The sequence below is a fragment of the Vagococcus zengguangii genome (assembly GCF_005145005.1).
Classification (GTDB): Bacteria; Bacillota; Bacilli; order Lactobacillales; family Vagococcaceae; genus Vagococcus_A; species Vagococcus_A zengguangii.
Map to the genome: position 1 here is coordinate 1,683,895 of NZ_CP039712.1, position 20,273 is coordinate 1,704,167.

The window sequence follows — 20,273 nt, forward strand, 5'->3', positions numbered from 1 at the left end:
TTTTTTTAATAACCTTTAAATATTAATTTAGGTTTTATAAGTACTTATTTCACTAATTCTAAAATATTTTTATTGTATATGATTTGTCAAATTAATAAAACTTCTCCAAATATTAATTCTAAATCTTCCTCATAGGACGTTACAGACTCTAAAACATCATTATTAATTGCTTCTATCATAACAACTTCTTTTTCTTTTAAACGTTGATAAATCTTATTACCTATGCTAACTTCTTTTCCACCGTATTCATAATATTGTTGTAAAAAGTAGTATTGTGTGTATTGATTAGATTTAAGACCTAAGCGATGAATTCTATCTTTAGATTGCAATAAATGAACTAAGTTAAAACTATATTCAAAATAGATAGCATCATGACAGACCATATGTAAAGAGACTGACTCAGCTAACGTATGTGGGTTAGTTATTAGCACTTCAAATTGACGATTTTTAAAATCATCAATTAGTTTCAAACGTTCATCTAATTCAACTTCTCCATATATACACTTAACTTTTATTCCTTTTTTAGATAATCTATTTTCTAACGTTTTTATGGAAGACACAAACGTACACCAAATAATTACAGGTTTATTTTCTCTAACTAATCTCTCAGTCAGTTCAATTGTCTTCTTAACTTTTACTGGTTCCTTAATTTGTTCTATTAGGACATTTACATCTTCAGAGTAATCCACTACCTCTACATCAGCTGATTCGTAAGATTCATCATCAATTATTCCTCTTAAATCACTGTAATCAATTTTTTCAAGTAGCTTTTTTGGATTACTTTCTAACTGCATTACTCTAACTAATAATCCAAACAGATTATTTTGATAAGATTGTTTAATAATTTTAAATAGTTGGTTTTCAGCCTCTGTAGCGTGAACTTTTAATAATTCATCCTCTTCGGCCTTTGGTACACCTAAATCATCCTTATTCATCCTACAAAAAAATGGTTTAATCTTTTCATTGATTTCATCCATAGTGTCAATATCAACTTTTTTTAGTTCATTTTTAGTAAAACCAAAGAAATCTTTATAGTCTTCTGGATACAACATATTTAACAGATTATATATATCAACATATGAATTAGGAATAGGTGTCCCAGTTAAGGCAATAATTCTACCCGCATTCTTACTAATTTCTTTAGATGCATCAGCACGCTGTCCTTCTGGATTTTTAATCTTATGAACCTCATCAAAAACTAACAAAGTTTGATTATCTATTATTTCTAACAACTCATTTTTCAATGAGTTAACAGATTCATAATTAACTAAAATAAGCTCTTTATTTCCACTATCAAATTTTAACGAAAACTTTCTTTTTTCTACTGAATTAGTTTCTTTTGAATGAATATTTAAGTAAAATCTTTTCGTCTCGGTAGGTAAACAAATAGTAAATTCATCTATCCATGACCCAAATGCATTTTTAGGGCCTATCATTACAATTTTATTAGCAAGGTTATTAGCTTTTAAATAGGCATACGTTCCTAGAACAGTAGCTGTCTTACCTGACCCTGGAACTGAAAAATTGGATGTGTTTTTCATATTTAGTTGATAGAATGCATGCCACTTTTGTTCTATCTTTAATTTCCTAAGCATTATAGCGTCAATTGTATGGCAAAATGTATTGAAAGAACTCTCTACTTCAACTACTTGTTTTTTTATATCATTTCCAAGGCGATATCTGTTTTCTATATAAAATTGACGATTATTAATATAATCAAATACAGAATTATCAATATCAATATCGGGAAATTTATTACGTAGCTCTCCTTCTACTCTTTTTATCTCATGGATAGATATATCTTCTTTAAAAAAAAGACAACTTTCCAAGTCATGAGATACAAAACGTTTAATTCTCATTTTATACGGTATCGATTTAGTAAAAGCTATACGTTCTTCGATACATTCGAATTCTAATATTAATTGATTGTTATTATCAATAAATAAACCCAATAATTATTCACCCATTTCAAAGTTATTTTTAACTTTTTGTATTTCAACTTCACATTTCTTCAGTTGATCTAAAAATAGCTCTTTTTCACTATCATTTAACACACTTAGTGTATGGTAATCGATAGATGACAATAATAGTTGGCAACGTTGCAAATCTTGTATCGGTTTTGTTCTAGTACTATCTTTTTTAGTTTTAATTTCAAACTTTTCTACAGATGCCTTCATTTGATTTTTTAGTTCTTCATCTGATCGGAGATGCGTATTAATTTCCTTAGTAGTTATTTCTGGTAAATCTTCTAATTTTTCAAGTGTCGATTCTGCATACTCTAGTTGTTCTTCAATAAATTCCTCAAAATGATTAGAATCTACCACATTTTTAATTTTCCTTACAAATCGTGTGATATCTCCCTGTGGTTTCATTGCTAAGTTGCTAAAAATGATTAGCTTCAAATTTTCTTTTTCATCTTCAGTTTTTACACGTTTTAATAAACTAGGAACCTCTGCTAACGGACCATCTAATTCTAAATCTCGAGCTATATAAAATTGTTCAGGTGCGTTAATAAATTCTAAGAATTCCACCATTAATTTTGCTTGCTCAATTTTCTTATTAAGTGAAGCAGCTGATTCATTTACTGTCTTTTGATATTCATCAAATGTAATAAATTCATTCTTTATTACATCATTATATAAGCCAACCAATCGATCAATTGGATTGTAATCTACCTTACCTTCCTCTCCATGTTGGATAGATAACTCTAACAATTTAATTTCCTTTTTATTTTCTTGGATGTCTCGCTCTAAAATTACTGCCTCAAAATGATTAATTGTGGAATTCTTTTCATGTAATTGTCGCAAACAAGTATAACGACGATTCCCATCAATAATTCTACCATCATTTAGCACTACTCCAGCTTCACGCTGTCCAACTAATTCAATATTACTTTTTGTTTTATCAATTGCCTTGGGATTACTCTCATAGATAAAATTTTCAATTAAGTCATTATACGATTTATCGGCTGTATCCATATCTTCTACGTGATTTTCTGCTTTGTATTTGCTAATCCAAGTAGCAATTCTATCATTCTGATCATTATAAAAAAGTTGATCTAATCTTATTTTATAAACTTGATATGACTCTGTATGACCATCAATTGTAAGCTTTCTTGTATATTCTGTTGGGATAACATATCCCTGCTTAATTCCTTCTGTTAGTAGCATATTTAATCCTCCATCATTTCATAAAATTCATCTAAATCTTGGTATATCATTTCCATTACAGGATGATAATAAAGACTTGTTTGCTCTATTATCGATATTATTTTTTCTTTAGACCAAACAATTCCATAGTAATCTTCAAGGTAATCAATTAAATCAAAAATATCAATTGATTTGAACTTAGAAACTATTTCTTCTAAAAAAGTATAACTGTAAAATTTATCCTTGGTTTTCCTGAAAATTGTTGTTGTTCCCATGTTTTGATACCTTAATCCTTCTACTCCTTTCAAAATTGATTCATAAAAAATTGCATCAAAACCCAGATTATTTAGTTTACTGTTCTCCACAATATGTTCAATCATCAAGTATGAAAAATATTTATCATTCATTTGTTCAGTAATGTCTGAAACTATTTCTAATATCTGTTTTTTAGTTATTCCTGTATGAGAAGTTATTTTATCCATGCTTATATATTTGTAACAATCATATTCGAAAATATCTAAATTACGTACTTTTTCGGATATTAGATTTCTAAATGAACCCGTTGATAACAATCTAACATCATCGATTTCAAACAAATCTTTACTGAAGTAATTTTCTTCAAAATAATAATCTGCTCTATTATATTCATTAGATAAAATGAATTCTGAAAATGGTTTATATCCTAACTCATTGAAAATATAATCAGGGAATTTAGCTTTACCAAATCTTTTCTCATACCTTAAATAAATATCTTTTTTAAAATAGAATTGTTCTGTAAGAATTCCTTTTAAATTCTTCAAAACCTCCTTCTCTATGATTGGAGTATCCGCATTATAAATATCCTGCTGTTCATATTCAACTAATAATTTTAAATAATTAGCTTTTACGGTTTGAATACTAACGCCATACTTTCGTGAGTATTCTAATGCAAAATCTTCTTTTGATACTGGGCTCATTTCTATTAGTAAATCTAGCAACTGTTCTTCTCGACTTGCTGACCCTACTTCTAATAAAGGCATTCTTTTCAATATAACTTCTTCAGATAAAATGCTTTCATATTTTTTCAAAAGATTATGTAACTCGTATTCATCATTAATATCAATTTCTTGCATTAGGACTGGATAATCATCTAATAGTTTTTTTGCAGATATTTCTGAATTATAATAATTACTAAATGAAATACCTTTAATAGCTTCAATCACTTTATCTTCATCTATAGGATAGTATCTTAATTTTTTACCGTATTTCCAAAGTAAACTAGACGCTCTAGAAATAATTCCTTCCATTGCCCTTTCATTACCAAAATCAATATCTAAATGATACTGCTTCGTAAAATCATTTACTAAATTGTAAAAATCATTAAAGGAAATTTCTTCCTTTGCAAACAACTCAATACAATAATTAATTATACCAACTCTATTTTTCTTGATTTTCTTGTTCTCAATTATTAAATAGCCTTCATTCAAAAATTCTAACAACGATTCTTTTTCTTTTCTTGAAAGCAGTCCACTGTCTAATAATTCTTCTGCAGTATGTTTCTTAGCACGTTTATCGATATTTGAAAACATCTTTAAAAAATTGTATTCATAGTTTCCTATATCAAAAACCTTACAAAAAACTTCAGGTGATAATTCATATTTTTCAAAAAATTCGGAATATTTCCATTCAAAAATTTCTTTATATGGAATAATTTTTTTTAAATTTCTCTCTTTTTGACGTATCCTTTCTCGAGTAACTTGATAATCTTCCCCTATTTCCTCCAATGTTTTTCCTTTTAACCTCTTATCTAGAATATCTGCTTTGTACCCCAATACATCAATATATTCTCGAATATAAGGATTTTGGTATTTAACCCCCTGAGAAGTGAATATCACAAAACCACTATTAACTAAATCATTAATTAATGGCATTAAATTATCTTTCTCAATTAAATTCAACTTGTCAATTCCTTTTGATAATTGAAAAAAAGAAACCTCTCGATGCTGTTTTTTTAAATATCTAGATAGTATTTTTAAAGAAATATCTGGGATTTTATCTTGAAGCACTTTCTCTATTTCAAGAGAATCCATAATTAACTCAGAATACATGTCAACGTCAACATCTGTAAAATCAAGTAAATCTAGTTCTTCTTTTATATATCTAGACAGATTCACATATTCTTCTTCTAAAAGATAATTTCTTATTGGATTTAAGAAATTATCTTTTAGTTTGCTTACTACTTCTTCTTTTTTTATTGGAGAAGAACTTGTATAATTTACTTTTTTAATTAAACTTTTTCTTTTTAATCCATTAAAACTATTTATCAGCTTATTATTCATTTTATTATTTTTTTCAAGTTCATCCAATTTTATTGATAGTATGTTGTCTTCATTTATATTATTTTTACTAAAAAAAACTTCTACATTAGTAGTATAATAACATTTTCCTTTGTCATTTTTAAAATCATTAAATAAGTCAGATTTAATTTGACATTGTTGGATTTTTAGAATAGCTTCTATTTTTTTCTTCCCCAATCCTTTTATATTCATAAGATCATCCAAAGTCAAATCCATTAATTTTTCATTAGTATCTATCCCAAATTTATAAACTGCTTTGAGAGCATTTTCTGCTTGCGGAATGTTAAAAAAATCCATGAAGAATCCCCTTTCTTTTTTTATAAGTATAACATAGCCCATATTTTCCTTACCAACTAATATAATTTTGTATCGAAATTATACTTTAACTGTTAATAATTCTTTCAAGATACTTATTATTTAACCAAAAACATTGTTTCACCATTCTATCTCCATTTGGTAATTCATCTGAATCCCTATGAAGAGTACCATTACCAAAAACTTGTCCATTTATTTCATATACAGATTTGCTAGCATGTGGACGTAAATGGAAAATTTTAGTATCTTTTGCTTTTGGTAAATTATTTAGAACTCTATTCCCTTTTGGTATAAGCTCTACCCCTTCTTTGACTACTTTTTGGTTAGCTAACCATTCTTCTTTTCCTATATCTTCTAAGTCGGTCATAGGCATATTCCAAAACATTGCTTTATCTAATTTGTATTCTGTACCGTCATGTCGATACACAACGAATAAGAATCTTTTCTCACTAAAGTATTGATATATTTCAGACTCTTCCCACTCTTCTTTAGCAAACTCTTTAAATTTAATTGCAGGAAACGACATACTCTCTCTGATTTTTCCATTGGCTTCCACTCTAATAGTTTTGACAATCGTATCTGATTTGATAAATTCTTCTACATTATTAGATTTCACACCTAAAATAGAGAAAGATAACCTACTAAATAAATTTAAACTATTACTACTTTCTAACTGAAATTCACTTCTAAGTTGAGATTCTCCCCAACCTTGATACTTACTAAATTTACCGATAACCATTTTTTCAAAAGATTCTTTATCTAAATCATGATTCGTCAACGGTTCATAGGTGTCCACATCTTCAAAAATATACTTATTTAAAATATAAGTCATATATCCTTGCTTTAATGAAAAAGCACGTCTTTTTGCTGGAATTTCTGCATTATAGTATTGTGGCTTCAAACTTGAACTAGCAGTCGCCCCTTTGGTACAAGCTCCCAAATACATCGTATCTGACTCTGATAACTCATGAGCTTTACCTTCCATGATTTTATCAGTGATTATTTTATAATCAGATTTAATTATTTCTAAATCGTTTTTACACTCTTCCCCTAAGATAGAAAATAATTTGGAATAATTAATTTTAAAGTTTAATCTTTCGATGCCTTTCTCTCTTAAATATAAAACCAATAGCACTAATTTTAGCTTATCTAAGACATGAGAATTATTAAAATCTGCTTCAACAGGCTCATTATTAGGTATCATGCCGATAACCAAACGTTCCCCCGCCTTAAACTTATTATTTTTTAACGCTTCATAAGGGGTTACTTTTAACTCTACCCCTGCTTTTGGAAAGTCAGGTTCAGGATTACTATTAGGCTCATAATAGAAAAAATATTTTTCAATTAAATTACCTAATCCCCCTTTTGAACGAGGATTGTTATAGTATTTCTTTAATTCTAATAATTCTTCTTGATTAACTATTTCGTCTTCTAACACATCAGAAAAACTTTTGCCGATTAATTTTTTAGAATAGTTTTCGATTGATAGTGGATTACTTTCATCATAAGGTAATTTTTTCAAACTAACACACCCTTCTTTTAAATGATTTCTTGATTAATTCTTGTATATTATTATATCATTTCTATTACTTTGATCTTGATCTTTTTTATGATTTAGTGTATAATACTATTAGAAATCGAAAGGGTGTTCGCTTAATGACAAAAGAATTTAAAATTTTAGAGCTATTCGCAGGTGTAGGTGGTTTTCGTATCGGGTTAGAAAATTCAAATCCAGAATTATACCAAACTAAATGGGCGAACCAATGGGAGCCTTCAAGAAAATCACAAGATGCTTTTGAGGTATATAATTATCGCTTTCCTAATAGCCAAAATATAAATAAAAATATTGAAGAAATAACTGATGAAGAATTTAAACAAATGGATGCCGATATCATTGTTGGTGGTTTTCCATGTCAAGATTATTCAGTCGCTCGCAGTAAAAAACATGAAATGGGTATTGAAGGTAAAAAAGGCGTTCTTTTTTGGCAAATTATTCGTGCCATTAGTCAAATTAAACCTAAATACTTAATACTAGAAAACGTTGACCGTTTATTAAAATCACCTTCAAAACAACGTGGTCGTGACTTTGCGGTTATGTTAGCTGCTTTTAACCAACTAGACTATTCAGTAGAATGGCGAGTTATCAATGCGGCTGATTACGGTCGTAGCCAACGTAGACGTCGCGTATTTTTCTTTGTTTATCGAAACGATACTAACTTTGCAAAACAAATGGATGAAAAATATGAAACTGATTTAATGGATACTTTGTTTGATGAACATGCTTATGATGACTATATTTTCCAAGAAGGCTTATTTGCTAGACAATTTCCAATCAAACAACTTCCAGTTAAAAACAGACAAGCTTCTTACGAACTATCAGAAGATATTGTAGAAGTTTCTGATTCCTTTACTGGTCAAGTATGGAATACAGGTATCATGCGTCATGGTCGCTATTTTACTATTGATACTGAACCTACTGGTGATGAAAAACCAATCACACTAGGAAAAATTATTCAGTCTGAAAACGAAGTAGATGAAAAACATTATTTAACAGACCCTCAAAAAATTGAAAAATTTGAATACTTACGAGGACCTAAAAAAATCGAACGTACTTCTGCTGAAGGATTCACCTATACATTCTCAGAAGGTGGCATGTCGCCTTATGATGATTTAGAATTACCTGGACGCACGATGTTAACCTCTGAAGGCTCTGTCAATCGGTCAACTCACTTATTAAAAATTAATGGACGTTATCGTCTTCTAACACCAATTGAAGCTGAAAGACTGCAAGATTTTCCTGATAATTGGACTAAATACAAAAAAACTCCTACCAATGAAATAGTAGAAGTTTCTGATCGTATGAGAATGTTCTTTATGGGAAATGCATTAGTTACTGAGATTGTAAAAAGAATTGGTGATGAATTGAATATAATTGAAAATAGCTAATTAAATAAAGTAATTATGTATAATAATCAATAATCCATGTCTAACATTCTTCATGTTGAGGTATGGATTTTATTTTTTTCACCATTCGATTCAATTTTAAGGAACGGGTAGTCATCAAAATCTACATTGTTATATACTTCACCATAAAAATCCCATAATAAATAATAAGATAGACTGCTTCTTATATTACTAGTTATTACTCTAATAAAATTCACCCCCTCAACAACAATCTTTAAATTCGCTTATCGTTCGTTTATTTTCTGATATAATATATATAACTAAAAAATAATAAAAGGAAAAATAATATGTACAAAATAAAAAAATGGTTTATTAGTATGTGGGGGAATATAGGTAATATGAGTCGTGATACAACAATCGTTCTAAATTCTATCACTTATAAAAAATACTATGTTCTTGGATTTATATACATTGCTTTATGTTTACTTTCAATAATAAAAAATAAGTCTATCTTATTATTTATTTTTTCTCTTTTAAACACATACAGTATCTTATATGGAATATATTACTTCTTCAAAAGAAAAAAAAATAATTTAGAACCTAACAATAAAAATCTCAATTTTCTTTCAATATTTACTATAAGAATGGCTTTTCTGTTAGAAAATAAGTTAATAAAAAATAATAACAGATTAAAAATCAAAGTTAACGTGTTTAGAAGTATCGCATTAATATTTAGCATTTTAATATTTTTTTTACAAGCATACGTCTTAATATATACCATTGAAAATTCTATTATTACTAAACCTAAATTAATATCTATAATACTTAAGATTACTAATGGTGATATCCATAACATAAATATATTAATATATTTATTATTAATGTTTTTATTTCTTATAAGTATATGCTCATATTTTATTAGATGTCTAAAATTTATAATCATACGTCAAAATGACTATAATCAAATAAAAAAATAGTTAATAAAATGTAGTGACAATAGCTTTAATTATCACTATATTTTATTAACCCCCATTCTCTCCCGATATCTCCTAAACGTCCTTCTATTTATCCCTGTCTTCTCTTCCACTTCTTTATCTGTACAACCACTCAAATACAACTCAAACCCCAGCTGCAATCGCGGATCATCATCCTTAAATTTACGTTGACCACCTTTATACTTTCCTTTTGCCTTTGCAATTTCAATTCCTTCACGTTGTCGTTCCTTAATTTTTTGTCGCTCGGATTCCGCCTGATACTTATAAATTTCAATCATCAAATTATTAATCAATCGTCTTAAATTATCATCTTCTATTCCTGATAGAGTCGGTAAATTTAAAACTTCAAGCGTTGCGCCTTTTTGCTGAATTTGATTCATGATATTAGTTAAATCCTCATTATTTCTTCCTAATCGGTCCAATTCCGTTACAACCACTATATCACCTTCACGAATGTAGTCTAACATCGCTTTTAATTGCGGTCGTTCGATGGATTGTCCACTTAATTTATCTGAAAAGAGCTTAGAAACGTCCTCTAACGCACTGATTTGTCTATCTAACTGCTGATCTTTACTACTAACTCTCGCATATCCAATTTTCGCCATAATATTCCTCCTAATATAAAAATTACAATGCCCAACTTACTTGTCCTTTTAATAATTCAATTATATCAATGTATGCCAAAAAGAGGCTGTGACATAAGTCTCTAAAAAATCCCTGATAAATTTGGCAATGAATCCAAATTTATCAGGGATTTTGGTATAATAAAATAAAAAAAGAAGCACGGTTGCACCCATGCTTCAAAGAATCCTAGAAAGGACCCCAAAAATGTATAATAATTATAACATGAATCAGTTAAGTTTGGATATCACAACTTCATATATTCCAGAAAAAAATAATACCGCTTGGTTTATTAACGAGTTGGTTGAAGCACTACAAATCAATGAACCCTATTTATTCGGAAGACCACGTCAATATGATTTAGCTGCTATGTTGAAACTGGTCTTATTTGCGTACACTCGAAGTGTTTTTAGTAGTCGTAAAATTGCTCAATTGGCTGAAGAGAGCCTACCGGCTCGCTGGTTAACACAAGAAATGATGCCTTCTTATCGAACTATTGCGCGCTTTAGAATATCTAATGAATTAGAAGGTCTTATTAATCAAGGATTGGATAATCTAACCGCTTATTTACGTCAACAAAATATGATTGATGATGCCATTTTTATTGATGGGACTAAAATTTTAGCAGATGCCAATAAATTTAGTTTTGTTTGGAAAAAAATACTATTCGTTTCGATGCGATGAATCGAGAAGCAACTGTCTCTTTAATGAATGAATTAAAAGAGGCTTATTCGTCGTCTCATATACCAGAGGGATCTAATCTGTCTTTAGATATGGTCGATGAAGTTCTGACTCGTTTAGAATTAAGATTAGAAGAATTAGAAAAACAAATCGAAGCAGAACCAAAACTGTCACCTAACCCTGCAAAACAAGAACGTCGTTCTTTAAAATCAACTAAAAGAAAATTAGCTGCACGTCGAGCTAAAATGGTAGAACATCAAAAACAATTTAAGACATTTGGAAAACGAAATAGCTATTCAAAAACTGATCACGATGCCACTTTCATGAGAGTAAAAGAAGACTACATGAAAAATGGTCAGCTTAAACCTGCCTATAATTTGCAAATTGCTACGAGTAAGCAATTTATCGTAGGGTATGATGTTTACCAAAATCCAACAGATACTAAAACGCTAATTCCTTTCTTAGAAAAAATGAATCTTTCAGAAAAAGAGGGCATGCATATAGTGGCAGATGCAGGTTATGGTTCAGAAAGTAACTATCAATATTTAGAAGATAAATTATCTCAACATACATCATTAATCCCGTACGGGACAATGTTAAAAGAAAATAGTAAAAAATGGCAGTCAGATGATAGAAAAGTAATGAATTGGATTTACGAAGAAAAAGAGGATTATTATATTGACCCGAAAGGAGTCCGTTTTAATTTTAATACGTATAGAAAACGCACAGACAAAGACGGTTTTACGCGTGATTTCAAGGAATATATAGCAGAAAAATATGATGAAAATCGTGAAGAAATACCTGATGCGTTAACAGCTAAGGGCTACACAAGAAAAATAATGATTAATCCTTCATGGGAATATTATAAAGCGAAGCAACGAGATTTGCTTTCAACCAAAGAAACTGGAAAAATATACGCTAAACGTAAGATAGATGTTGAACCAGTTTTCGGACGGATGAAGGCTTCTTTAGGTTTCACTCGTTTCTCTGTGAGAGGACTTGGAAAAGTTCTCAAGGAAACCGGAATTGTTTCCTTGGCACTAAATATGATGAAATTAGCGTCTTTGGAGACGCAAAAAGACGTAGAAAATAGAAAAAATCCGAAACAAACGAAAAATAACACTTTTCGTCCATTTCGGATTTTTTATTTTAGACTAATAACACTAACTTTTGTCACAGCTTCTTACATAATTTTTTATTCTAATTTAATTTGAAAATTCATATAATTTAAATTAGGAGAGAACAACTCGAGTCATAGTGCCTATTATTTATTTAAAAATAAATAGTCTATTCATGCATTATTTCCCCCGTCTTACAATTTGATAATATTTCCTTGAAGTCAATTTAAAAATAACATAGTAGATTGCTAAGAAAACCACGCATGTTACTACTGCTACTTTAATGGTCAACCCTACATCTTTAAGAGAAAATAGACGCAACAACTTATTAATCATTGGCATTGCAAAACTTAGATGAAGAATAGCCAGTCCAATTGGAAAAAAGAAAATCCCTAACATCTGCTGATTAATCGTCGCTTTCACTTCACTCTCACCCATCCCAATTTTTTGCAACACGTCAAATTGTCGTCTATCTTGACGACCTTCAGTAATTTGCTTATAGTAAATAATTAAAGCTGTGGCTAAACAAAATAATATACCAAAAATTAAGCCAATAAATAAGAACCCTCCTGTAAAACTTAGTGCCTCTTTTTTATTGAAATCGTACGAGCTAAACGATAAAGACCTCCCATCAAAAAATGTCTTCACCCCTTGTGCAAACATTAAACGTTGATCTTCTTTCCCTTCAAAATTAAAACCAATATACTCTCGCATGATTGGTTGGGATAACTGCCTATCACTTTCATCACTATCTGACGGAAGTAATTCCTTGTAAGAATTAGTTACTTGCTTCTCAGATGATAACACCATCACAACATTGTCAAAAACACTATCATTTATATTAATTAACGCACCACCACTAGTACTCGGCAATTCCTTTGATGCTAATGTTAAAACTTCATAGTGTTGCTGTCCTACTTTAAATTCCGCCCTATTAAAAATCTGATTATCACTTAAAATAGCTACTTGATTAGTTTTTAAATCAATTTTTTCTTTAGCTATTTTTTGGTAGTCAGTGGCTGTCATTAAGGTTAACTGCCACGCGTTTGATTGATCATATACCCCTAGTCCATTCGCATGAACTGGTTGTACCCCTTTTTCATTAATGGTTACCAGTAACCTTTTTGTCGATCTATAACTCTTAATCGAGTCTATAGTTATGTCATGATTATTGGCTAGTTGATGCAACTTATCAAAATCTTCTGATGAGACAGTAGGCAATTCTAAACTAATATCTTCCGGACTTCGATTACGAATCATGGAATCAATACCGAAATAAAGACTAGCCGTCGTCACAACCGTTACTAAAACCATTGTACTTAATAATGAAATATTAGCTAGACCCATCGCATTTTGCCATAACCGCTTGATCATGGTCGAAATCATAATGAACATTTCCGGTTGATAATAAAGCTCTCGTTTTTGTTTTAATTGATTAAGTAGCCACACTGAAGTTGAGGTAAAAAGTAAATAAGTCGCTATCACCACTAATAAAACGGCAATAAAAAACATAAAGAACGCTTGTAGAGGTGACTGAATCGTAACAGATAAGTAATAAGCTATACCTAATAGTAAAATACCGATTACCCCTAACAATTGATGCCTTTTTGGTGAAGATTGATTTTGTTTCGCTTGACTAAATAAATCAATCGGTGAAATTTTACGAAGCTTCAAACTGTCAATCATCAATAGCATTACAAACAATAATGCCACTAATAGGCTAATTTTTAAAATAACCGATCCTTCCACATGAAAGAAAAAATCTTGTCCTACACCCATCATCTTCTTCAAAACTAAAAACATCAGATTAGATAAATAAATCCCCATAAACAAACCACCAATGAGACTAGCAAACGCTAGTATTAGTTTTTCAAACATCAAAACATAACGTAGTTGTTTTATCGAAAGGCCTAATAAATTATACAGTCCAAATTCTTTTTGACGTTCTTTAATCAAAAAACTATGGGTATAATAAGCAAAAATTAATGAAAAAATCAATAAGATATTACGACCAAATGAAAAAATCATTCTAACATCACTCGCCCCGGGCATTTTATCCATTCCCGGATTAACGAGTAACAAATATAAGACTGTATTCAGACTAATCAAAAAAATCATGGAACAAAGGAATGGTAAGACTACGGCTAAATTCTTTTTTAAGGAATTAATAGCTAATTTCAAATAAATCATCACTTACCTCCATTAGTTTGTAATAAAGAGAGTGTTTGATTAATTTTAATTAAAAAATCATCAGTTGATAACGTACCTCGGTATAGTTGATGGAATAATTTGCCATCTTTTATAAAAATCACGCGATTAGAATGGCTAGCGGCTAATGGACTATGTGTGACCATTAATATCGTTTGCCGTTGTTGGTTCAAATCTTCAAATAACGTTAATATTTCACGTGATGTATTAGAATCTAACGCTCCAGTTGGCTCGTCAGCTAATAATAACTTAGGTTGATTAATTAATGCTCGGGCGATGGCCACTCGTTGTTGTTGTCCTCCAGACAATTCATAGGGATACTTATCTAACCACTCTTCAATAGCCATCCTATCACTTACTTGATTCAAAGCACTCTCCAACTCTGCAAGTGAACGATTATTTAAAACAAGTGGTAATAATATATTATCCTTCACATTGAAATTATCTAACAAATTAAAGTCTTGAAAAACAAAACCTAAATGTTGTCGTCTAAATACGGCGCTCTCTTCTTCTTCAATTGTCATTAGAGACTGGCCTTCTAATAAAACATCCCCAGTAGTTGGTTTATCTAATGTAGCTAAAATATTAAGTAAGCTAGTTTTACCTGAGCCTGATTCCCCCATAATTGTAACGAACTCGCCACTTTCAATTGAAAAACTAATGTCTTTTAACGCCTGTACCTCAAGACTAGTTGCTTTGGTGGCATAAATTTTTTTAACATGTTGAACATCTAATAATGTCATCTAATCACTCCTTCTAATTCAGTTTAGCTTCCATCTGACTAAAAGGCTACTAACAAAATAAAGAGGCAACCTAACAAAATTGTAAGGTTACCTCCAACTCAAACATGATTTTTTGGAAATATCAAGCGAACAGATGTCCCTTTTCCAACAGTTGATTCTATTATTAACTTAATATTTAATTCATCTGCTAGTTTTTTTACCATATATAGACCTAGTCCAGTTGCCTTATGTTGCGTTCTACCGTTGTAACCTGTATAACCTTTTTCAAATACACGTGGTAAATCTTCCGGTAAAATTCCAATGCCGGTATCAATGATTTCAAGTTGTTGAAACTGAGATGAACGTATAGTAATAGCACCTTGCAAAGTATATTTTACCGCATTAATTAAAAGCTGCTCTAGGATAAATCGTAACCACTTTTCATCAGATAGTACCTGCAATTTTCGCACGTCAAGGTTAACGGTTAAGTCGTTTTGAATGAAGAAATGTGCATGTTCACGTAATAGTGACTTGATAATTTTATCGACCTCAATATTCGTTAAAGCAATGTCGTTTGAAAGATGGTTGGCTTTCAGATAATAAATCATCATTTTAACATAATGTTCAATTTTGTTAACTTCATTTTTAACACTAGCCTTTGAGAGATTGTCAGTATCCGCTTGTAATTGTAACGATGCTAGTGGCGTCTTAATTTGATGACTCCAAACACTATAATAATCTTCCCATTCTGCAATTAACCTATGTGCTTCTTGTTCAACATCACGGATGTGCTGCTGTTGCTGTGTAATAATCGTATGACTCAATGTTTCTATCGAAGTTATATAATCCCGCTGCTCAGATGTTACGTTACCCCAAAAAGACTGATAACGCATTATCTTTCGATAAGTTTGCCACCCTATATAAAGGGAAATACTAATTAGAGGTAAAATTAGGACATAGGCTAGGGTTTGCCAGACCTCCACAGTGGCTTCGCTTAACCATAAACCAAAAAAGCAGCTCAATATCAGGATAACATAAATACACCATAACCTTTTAAGTTGCTGCCAAATAATCCGCACTATCATTTTTTTATTCACTGGCATGTCCTTCCTTCTCAAGCAAGTAACCTTTTGCTTTTACCGTTGCAATTTTATCTTTCAATGGCGTTTCCACTATTTTTTTTCGGAGACGATTCATATTTACGGCCAATGTATTTTGATCAATATAACAATCATCACGCCATAAATATTCCAAAATATGTTCTTTAGGTACTACTTCCCCAAGATGCCGGAATAAAATCATTAACAATTTATTTTCGGTTGGCGTTAGATGAATGGTTTGCTGATTTTCTAACATTATTTGACTTTCATTTGGAACATACCTTAAGTTCCCATAAGTGTAGTAAGTAGTCATAACTTTGTTAGCTTGAAATTCATAGGAACGGCGTAATAAAGCCTGAACCTTTGCCGTAAAAACAGCTAAATCAAGAGGTTTAGCGACGAAATCATCGCCCCCGTTATTAAGCGCTGTTACAATACTCATCGAGTCATCAGCTGATGAGAGAAATAAAATCGGAACCTTTGAAAACTGTCTTATTTGTTGTGTCCAATAAAATCCGTTTTGATAAGGCAACATGATATCCATAATAATCAAGTCAGGTTGGATATTTCGTGCTTCTTCAGCAACTTGAGAAAAGTCCTCTATTTCAGTAACTTGATAACCCCATTGTCCCAAATGTTGCTTTAGCAAACGGGAAATTGTTGCATCGTCTTCGACAATTAAGATATTGTGTATCATCTATTTGCCACTCCATTCTGATACTGTTTAATTCTGACTGGTAACCAAATCTCACTATAATAATTGTTATCTAGCGTTCCTTGAGGATAACCAGTGGGATCATCATACCTTTCAATAGTATAACCAGCCGCAATTTCATAGTTGGATGTATTAGGTAGCCATTCTTGATAAATTTTTTGATTAATGTCAGCTAACTGTTGATCTGCTCGCCCACGACAAGGAAATACAGCCCAAGTGTGCGCGGGAATTTCTTGAATCTTTGCCTCTGAGAAAGGTAACATATTTCCATTCAAATCATCGGCAATCATATAATCAAAGTCAATTCCTGTCATCTCCAAATCAGCATTCACTCCATATTTAGGACAAAAATCAACTGTTTGATGTTTAGACATAAGCAGTTGCCAAAACAGTGGTACTTCTTTGTACGCTGCTTCATAGGCGATGGTTTGACAAATACCAGCGACTTTGAATGCTGGTTTTTCTTCAATACGATATTCCATTAAATAACCACCTTTTAACTCCAAATTAACCTTTAAAGGAGCAAATTCTTGAATGGTTGCTTCACCAGTGCGGACTGAAATTGGAGATGAACCATGAAATCTCTTAAAAGCACGTGTAAAATTATCCGGTGACTCGTAGCCATATTTAAGTGCAATATCAATAATTTTTTCATTACTATTCATTACATCAAACCCTGCCAAGGTAAATTTACGTTTTCGAATATATTCGTTTAAAGTATAACCACACAGCATCGAAAAACCTTTTTGTAAAGACATTGGCGTGAGATAAACATGTTTCGCGATTTTTTCTATCGTTAAATCATCCTGTATATGCTCTTCAATAAAATGTAACGTCTTACTAATTGATTCAATAAATTCCAAGTCTTTCACCTCTTTCTTTCATAAACAATAACTATAGCTCTATTAAACCAGTAATACCCGACTTTTTAAAGATTATTTTAGCATATTCAATTTATTTAGTATCAATATGTAACCTTACAAAATTTCATTAAACAACTTCTTTGTGTAAAACAGAATGAAAACTTCCCGAACTAAAAAACTCCCCAGTCAAACGACAAGGGAGTTTTGTTAGTCCATTAAAACGTTAATAAGGTATTCCAGATTCTAAAAAGTATATATCAATATCATGTTGCTTACTAAATCACAGCTGTCTACAACGATTTTCTCAAATAATCTGCTGTAATGCTTTGTGATTGTTCGACCATCTCATGAGGCCTACCACAGAAAACCACTTGACCACCGGCTGTTCCACCGTCTGGACCGATATCAATGAGATAGTCAGCGTTTTTTATCACGTCCATATTATGTTCAATCACAATCACGGAATTACCACGGTCAACAAATTTATTCAACAAGTCCATAATCGCCAACACATCCGATGCGTGTAGTCCCGTTGTTGGTTCATCGAGTACATAAATATTTCCTACACCTAGATGTAAGTATTTAGCCAACTTCATTCGTTGACGTTCCCCGCCAGACAATGTCGATAATGGCTGACCTAATGACAAGTAGGACAAACCAACTTCCACCATCGCTTCTAACCACTTGCGAATCTTAGGTTTCTCAGCAAAAAAGGCCACGCCTTCTTCTGCTGTTAATTCTAGAATTTCGACAATATTTTTTCCTTGAAAAGTATGTGCTAAGGATTCCGCGTTAAAACGACAGCCTTCACAGTCTTCACAAACCGTAATGACTGGATCCATGAAGACCAGCTCCGTGACAATAACTCCTTTCCCCTTACACGTTGGACAGGCACCTTTACTATTAAATGAAAACAAAGAAGCCGAAACGTTATTTTCATCAGCTAAACATTTACGAATCGCATCGAATACACCTAAAAACGTGATCGGCATCGAACGACCGCGCGCATTAATTGGCGACTGATCAACCATGATGACACGCTCCTCGTATTGTTTAGCAAACACATCGCGAATTAGCGAACTTTTTCCCGAACCAGCTACGCCTGTGACCACCGTCAAAATATTTAGCGGGATATCGACCGAAACATTTTTTAAATTATGAAGCGTTGCACCACGAACTGGTAAAAATGCATGCGGTACACGCGGATGAGATTTAAGTGGCATCTTGGCTTTCATTGCTTTACCGGTTAAAGTATCTGTTTCAAGCAAAGTCTCATAGCTACCTTGATACAAAATCTCCCCTCCATTACGCCCCGCAAGCGGACCGACATCAATCACTTCATCGGCAAGCGCAATGACATCCTGGTCATGTTCCACCACAAGTACCGTGTTCCCCTTATCACGCAAACTACGCAATAATGATGTCATGCGGTGGACATCACGTGGATGCATTCCTGTACTCGGTTCATCAAAAATGTAAATCATATCTGTTAACGAACTGCCCATATAGCGTACTAGCTTCAAACGTTGCGCCTCACCACCTGATAATGATGACGACTCTCGATTCAGCGACAAATAAGGTAAGCCAATCTCAATCATTCGTGTCAATGACGTAGCCAGATTATCAACGATCGATTGACTACGTGAATCATCAATGGTCGCAAGGACATTTCGTAATTCAGTAAATTCCATTTCGCATAACTCATCAATACCATAACCAGCCACCTTAGACCCCAACGCCTGTGGATTCAATCGCTTGCCTTGACACGCCTTACAACTTTCCTCATGGATTAAACTTGTTAGTCGTTTCATTGACGCCTCACCCATCTCCGAACTATCACGTTTCAAAAGCAAACGACTCATCATGTTTTGCACGCCTTCAACCTTCTTCGCTACTTGCTTACCACCTGGTACTTCCGACCCGTAAAGCAATAAATGACGCTCACGTTCACTGTAGTCGTGCCACTTCTTATCAAGATCGAACAATCCACTACCGGTATAAACTTTCCAGTACCATTTCCCCACTGAAAAAGCTGGCAACGACACCATACCTTCATTCCAACTCTTATCGGCATCAATCATCGGCAAGACATCTACCTTCATAACTTTTCCTAGTCCAAAACATTCTGGACACATACCATTTGGATCGTTGAATGAAAAATAAGAAGCTGTTCCAACGTATGGTTCTCCAATACGTGAATAAAGCAAACGCAAAGCTGAATACATATCACTAATCGTCCCGACCGTCGAACGCGCATTGCCACCTAAGCGCGTCTGATCAATAATAACTGACGCCGATAAATTCTCAATTTGCTCAACATGTGGTTTTTCATACTTAGGCAAGCGACCACGAACAAACGCTGAATAGGTTTCATTCATCTGGCGCTGACACTCCGCCGCAATTGTTTCAAAGACAATACTTGATTTGCCTGAGCCTGATACTCCGGTAAATACGACAATCTTACGTTTTGGAATTTCAAGCGAGATATTTTTTAAGTTATTTTGTTTCAATCCTTTAATGATAATCTTATCCTGAACTGACATTAG

The 20,273-nt window shown here is 32.1% G+C and carries 12 protein-coding genes and 1 pseudogene; 2 read left to right on the forward strand and 11 right to left on the reverse strand.

From position 1 onward, the window contains the following. Positions 1 to 86: 86 nt before the first annotated feature. The 4 genes from FA707_RS07965 to FA707_RS07980 form a co-directional block, all read right to left on the reverse strand. Positions 87 to 1,952: a DEAD/DEAH box helicase gene (locus FA707_RS07965; protein WP_246032316.1), complete on the reverse strand. Its 1,866-nt coding sequence runs from the start codon at positions 1,950 to 1,952 to the stop codon at positions 87 to 89. Positions 1,953 to 1,955: 3 nt separating this feature from the next. Continuing rightward, positions 1,956 to 3,170: a hypothetical protein gene (locus FA707_RS07970; protein WP_136953729.1), complete on the reverse strand. Its 1,215-nt coding sequence runs from the start codon at positions 3,168 to 3,170 to the stop codon at positions 1,956 to 1,958. A gap of 2 nt (positions 3,171 to 3,172) precedes the next feature. Further along, entirely contained in the window at positions 3,173 to 5,782 is a 2,610-nt protein-coding gene (locus FA707_RS07975) for a sigma factor-like helix-turn-helix DNA-binding protein (RefSeq protein WP_168177380.1), read from the reverse strand. Between the two features lie 85 nt (positions 5,783 to 5,867). After that, positions 5,868 to 7,322 (reverse strand): Sau3AI family type II restriction endonuclease, encoded by a 1,455-nt coding sequence (locus tag FA707_RS07980; RefSeq protein WP_136953731.1) that lies wholly within the window; start codon positions 7,320 to 7,322, stop codon positions 5,868 to 5,870. Between the two features lie 134 nt (positions 7,323 to 7,456). On the opposite strand from FA707_RS07980, the gene FA707_RS07985 reads away from it, so the two are divergent. Further along, on the forward strand, positions 7,457 to 8,746 hold the full coding sequence (locus FA707_RS07985; RefSeq protein ID WP_136953732.1) for a DNA cytosine methyltransferase: 1,290 nt from the start codon (positions 7,457 to 7,459) through the stop codon (positions 8,744 to 8,746). 970 nt (positions 8,747 to 9,716) lie between these two features. Here the strand turns inward: FA707_RS07985 and FA707_RS07990 are convergent. Continuing rightward, positions 9,717 to 10,304 carry a recombinase family protein gene (locus FA707_RS07990; RefSeq protein WP_136953733.1) on the reverse strand — a complete coding sequence of 196 codons (588 nt, stop codon included), beginning with the start codon at positions 10,302 to 10,304 and terminating at the stop codon, positions 9,717 to 9,719. 223 nt (positions 10,305 to 10,527) lie between these two features. Here FA707_RS07990 and FA707_RS07995 point away from each other — a divergent pair. After that, a pseudogene (locus FA707_RS07995) lies at positions 10,528 to 12,215 on the forward strand (IS1182 family transposase). 84 nt (positions 12,216 to 12,299) lie between these two features. On the opposite strand, the gene FA707_RS08000 reads toward FA707_RS07995, so the two are convergent. The 6 genes from FA707_RS08000 to FA707_RS08025 all read right to left on the reverse strand — a co-directional run bounded on the left by FA707_RS08000 (position 12,300) and on the right by FA707_RS08025 (position 20,270). Beyond that, a complete protein-coding gene (locus tag FA707_RS08000; protein ID WP_136953734.1) occupies positions 12,300 to 14,309 on the reverse strand; it encodes an FtsX-like permease family protein in 2,010 nt (669 codons plus the stop codon). Beyond that, positions 14,309 to 15,070 carry an ABC transporter ATP-binding protein gene (locus FA707_RS08005; RefSeq protein ID WP_136953735.1) on the reverse strand — a complete coding sequence of 254 codons (762 nt, stop codon included), beginning with the start codon at positions 15,068 to 15,070 and terminating at the stop codon, positions 14,309 to 14,311. The genes FA707_RS08000 and FA707_RS08005 overlap by 1 nt, the downstream gene beginning before the upstream one ends. 98 nt (positions 15,071 to 15,168) lie before the next feature. Then, the gene (locus FA707_RS08010) at positions 15,169 to 15,942 is read right to left on the reverse strand and encodes a sensor histidine kinase (protein ID WP_168177381.1); all 774 of its coding nucleotides are present in this window, start codon (positions 15,940 to 15,942) and stop codon (positions 15,169 to 15,171) included. A 196-nt stretch (positions 15,943 to 16,138) separates the two neighbouring features. Next, a complete protein-coding gene (locus FA707_RS08015; protein ID WP_136953737.1) occupies positions 16,139 to 16,846 on the reverse strand; it encodes a response regulator transcription factor in 708 nt (235 codons plus the stop codon). Beyond that, on the reverse strand, positions 16,843 to 17,727 hold the full coding sequence (locus FA707_RS08020; RefSeq protein WP_136953738.1) for an AraC family transcriptional regulator: 885 nt from the start codon (positions 17,725 to 17,727) through the stop codon (positions 16,843 to 16,845). The genes FA707_RS08015 and FA707_RS08020 overlap by 4 nt, the downstream gene beginning before the upstream one ends. A gap of 290 nt (positions 17,728 to 18,017) precedes the next feature. After that, entirely contained in the window at positions 18,018 to 20,270 is a 2,253-nt protein-coding gene (locus FA707_RS08025) for an ATP-binding cassette domain-containing protein (RefSeq protein ID WP_136953739.1), read from the reverse strand. Positions 20,271 to 20,273 lie beyond the last annotated feature (3 nt).

Coding starts and splice junctions, on each gene's coding strand:
- FA707_RS07970 (WP_136953729.1), bottom strand. CDS start 3,170: ATGCTACTAACAGAAGGAATTAAGCAGGGATATGTTATCCCAACAGAA.
- FA707_RS07975 (WP_168177380.1), bottom strand. CDS start 5,782: ATGGATTTTTTTAACATTCCGCAAGCAGAAAATGCTCTCAAAGCAGTT.
- FA707_RS07985 (WP_136953732.1), top strand. CDS start 7,457: ATGACAAAAGAATTTAAAATTTTAGAGCTATTCGCAGGTGTAGGTGGT.
- FA707_RS07990 (WP_136953733.1), bottom strand. CDS start 10,304: ATGGCGAAAATTGGATATGCGAGAGTTAGTAGTAAAGATCAGCAGTTA.
- FA707_RS08000 (WP_136953734.1), bottom strand. CDS start 14,309: ATGATTTATTTGAAATTAGCTATTAATTCCTTAAAAAAGAATTTAGCC.
- FA707_RS08005 (WP_136953735.1), bottom strand. CDS start 15,070: ATGACATTATTAGATGTTCAACATGTTAAAAAAATTTATGCCACCAAA.
- FA707_RS08010 (WP_168177381.1), bottom strand. CDS start 15,942: ATGCGTTATCAGTCTTTTTGGGGTAACGTAACATCTGAGCAGCGGGAT.
- FA707_RS08015 (WP_136953737.1), bottom strand. CDS start 16,846: ATGATACACAATATCTTAATTGTCGAAGACGATGCAACAATTTCCCGT.
- FA707_RS08025 (WP_136953739.1), bottom strand. CDS start 20,270: ATGTCAGTTCAGGATAAGATTATCATTAAAGGATTGAAACAAAATAAC.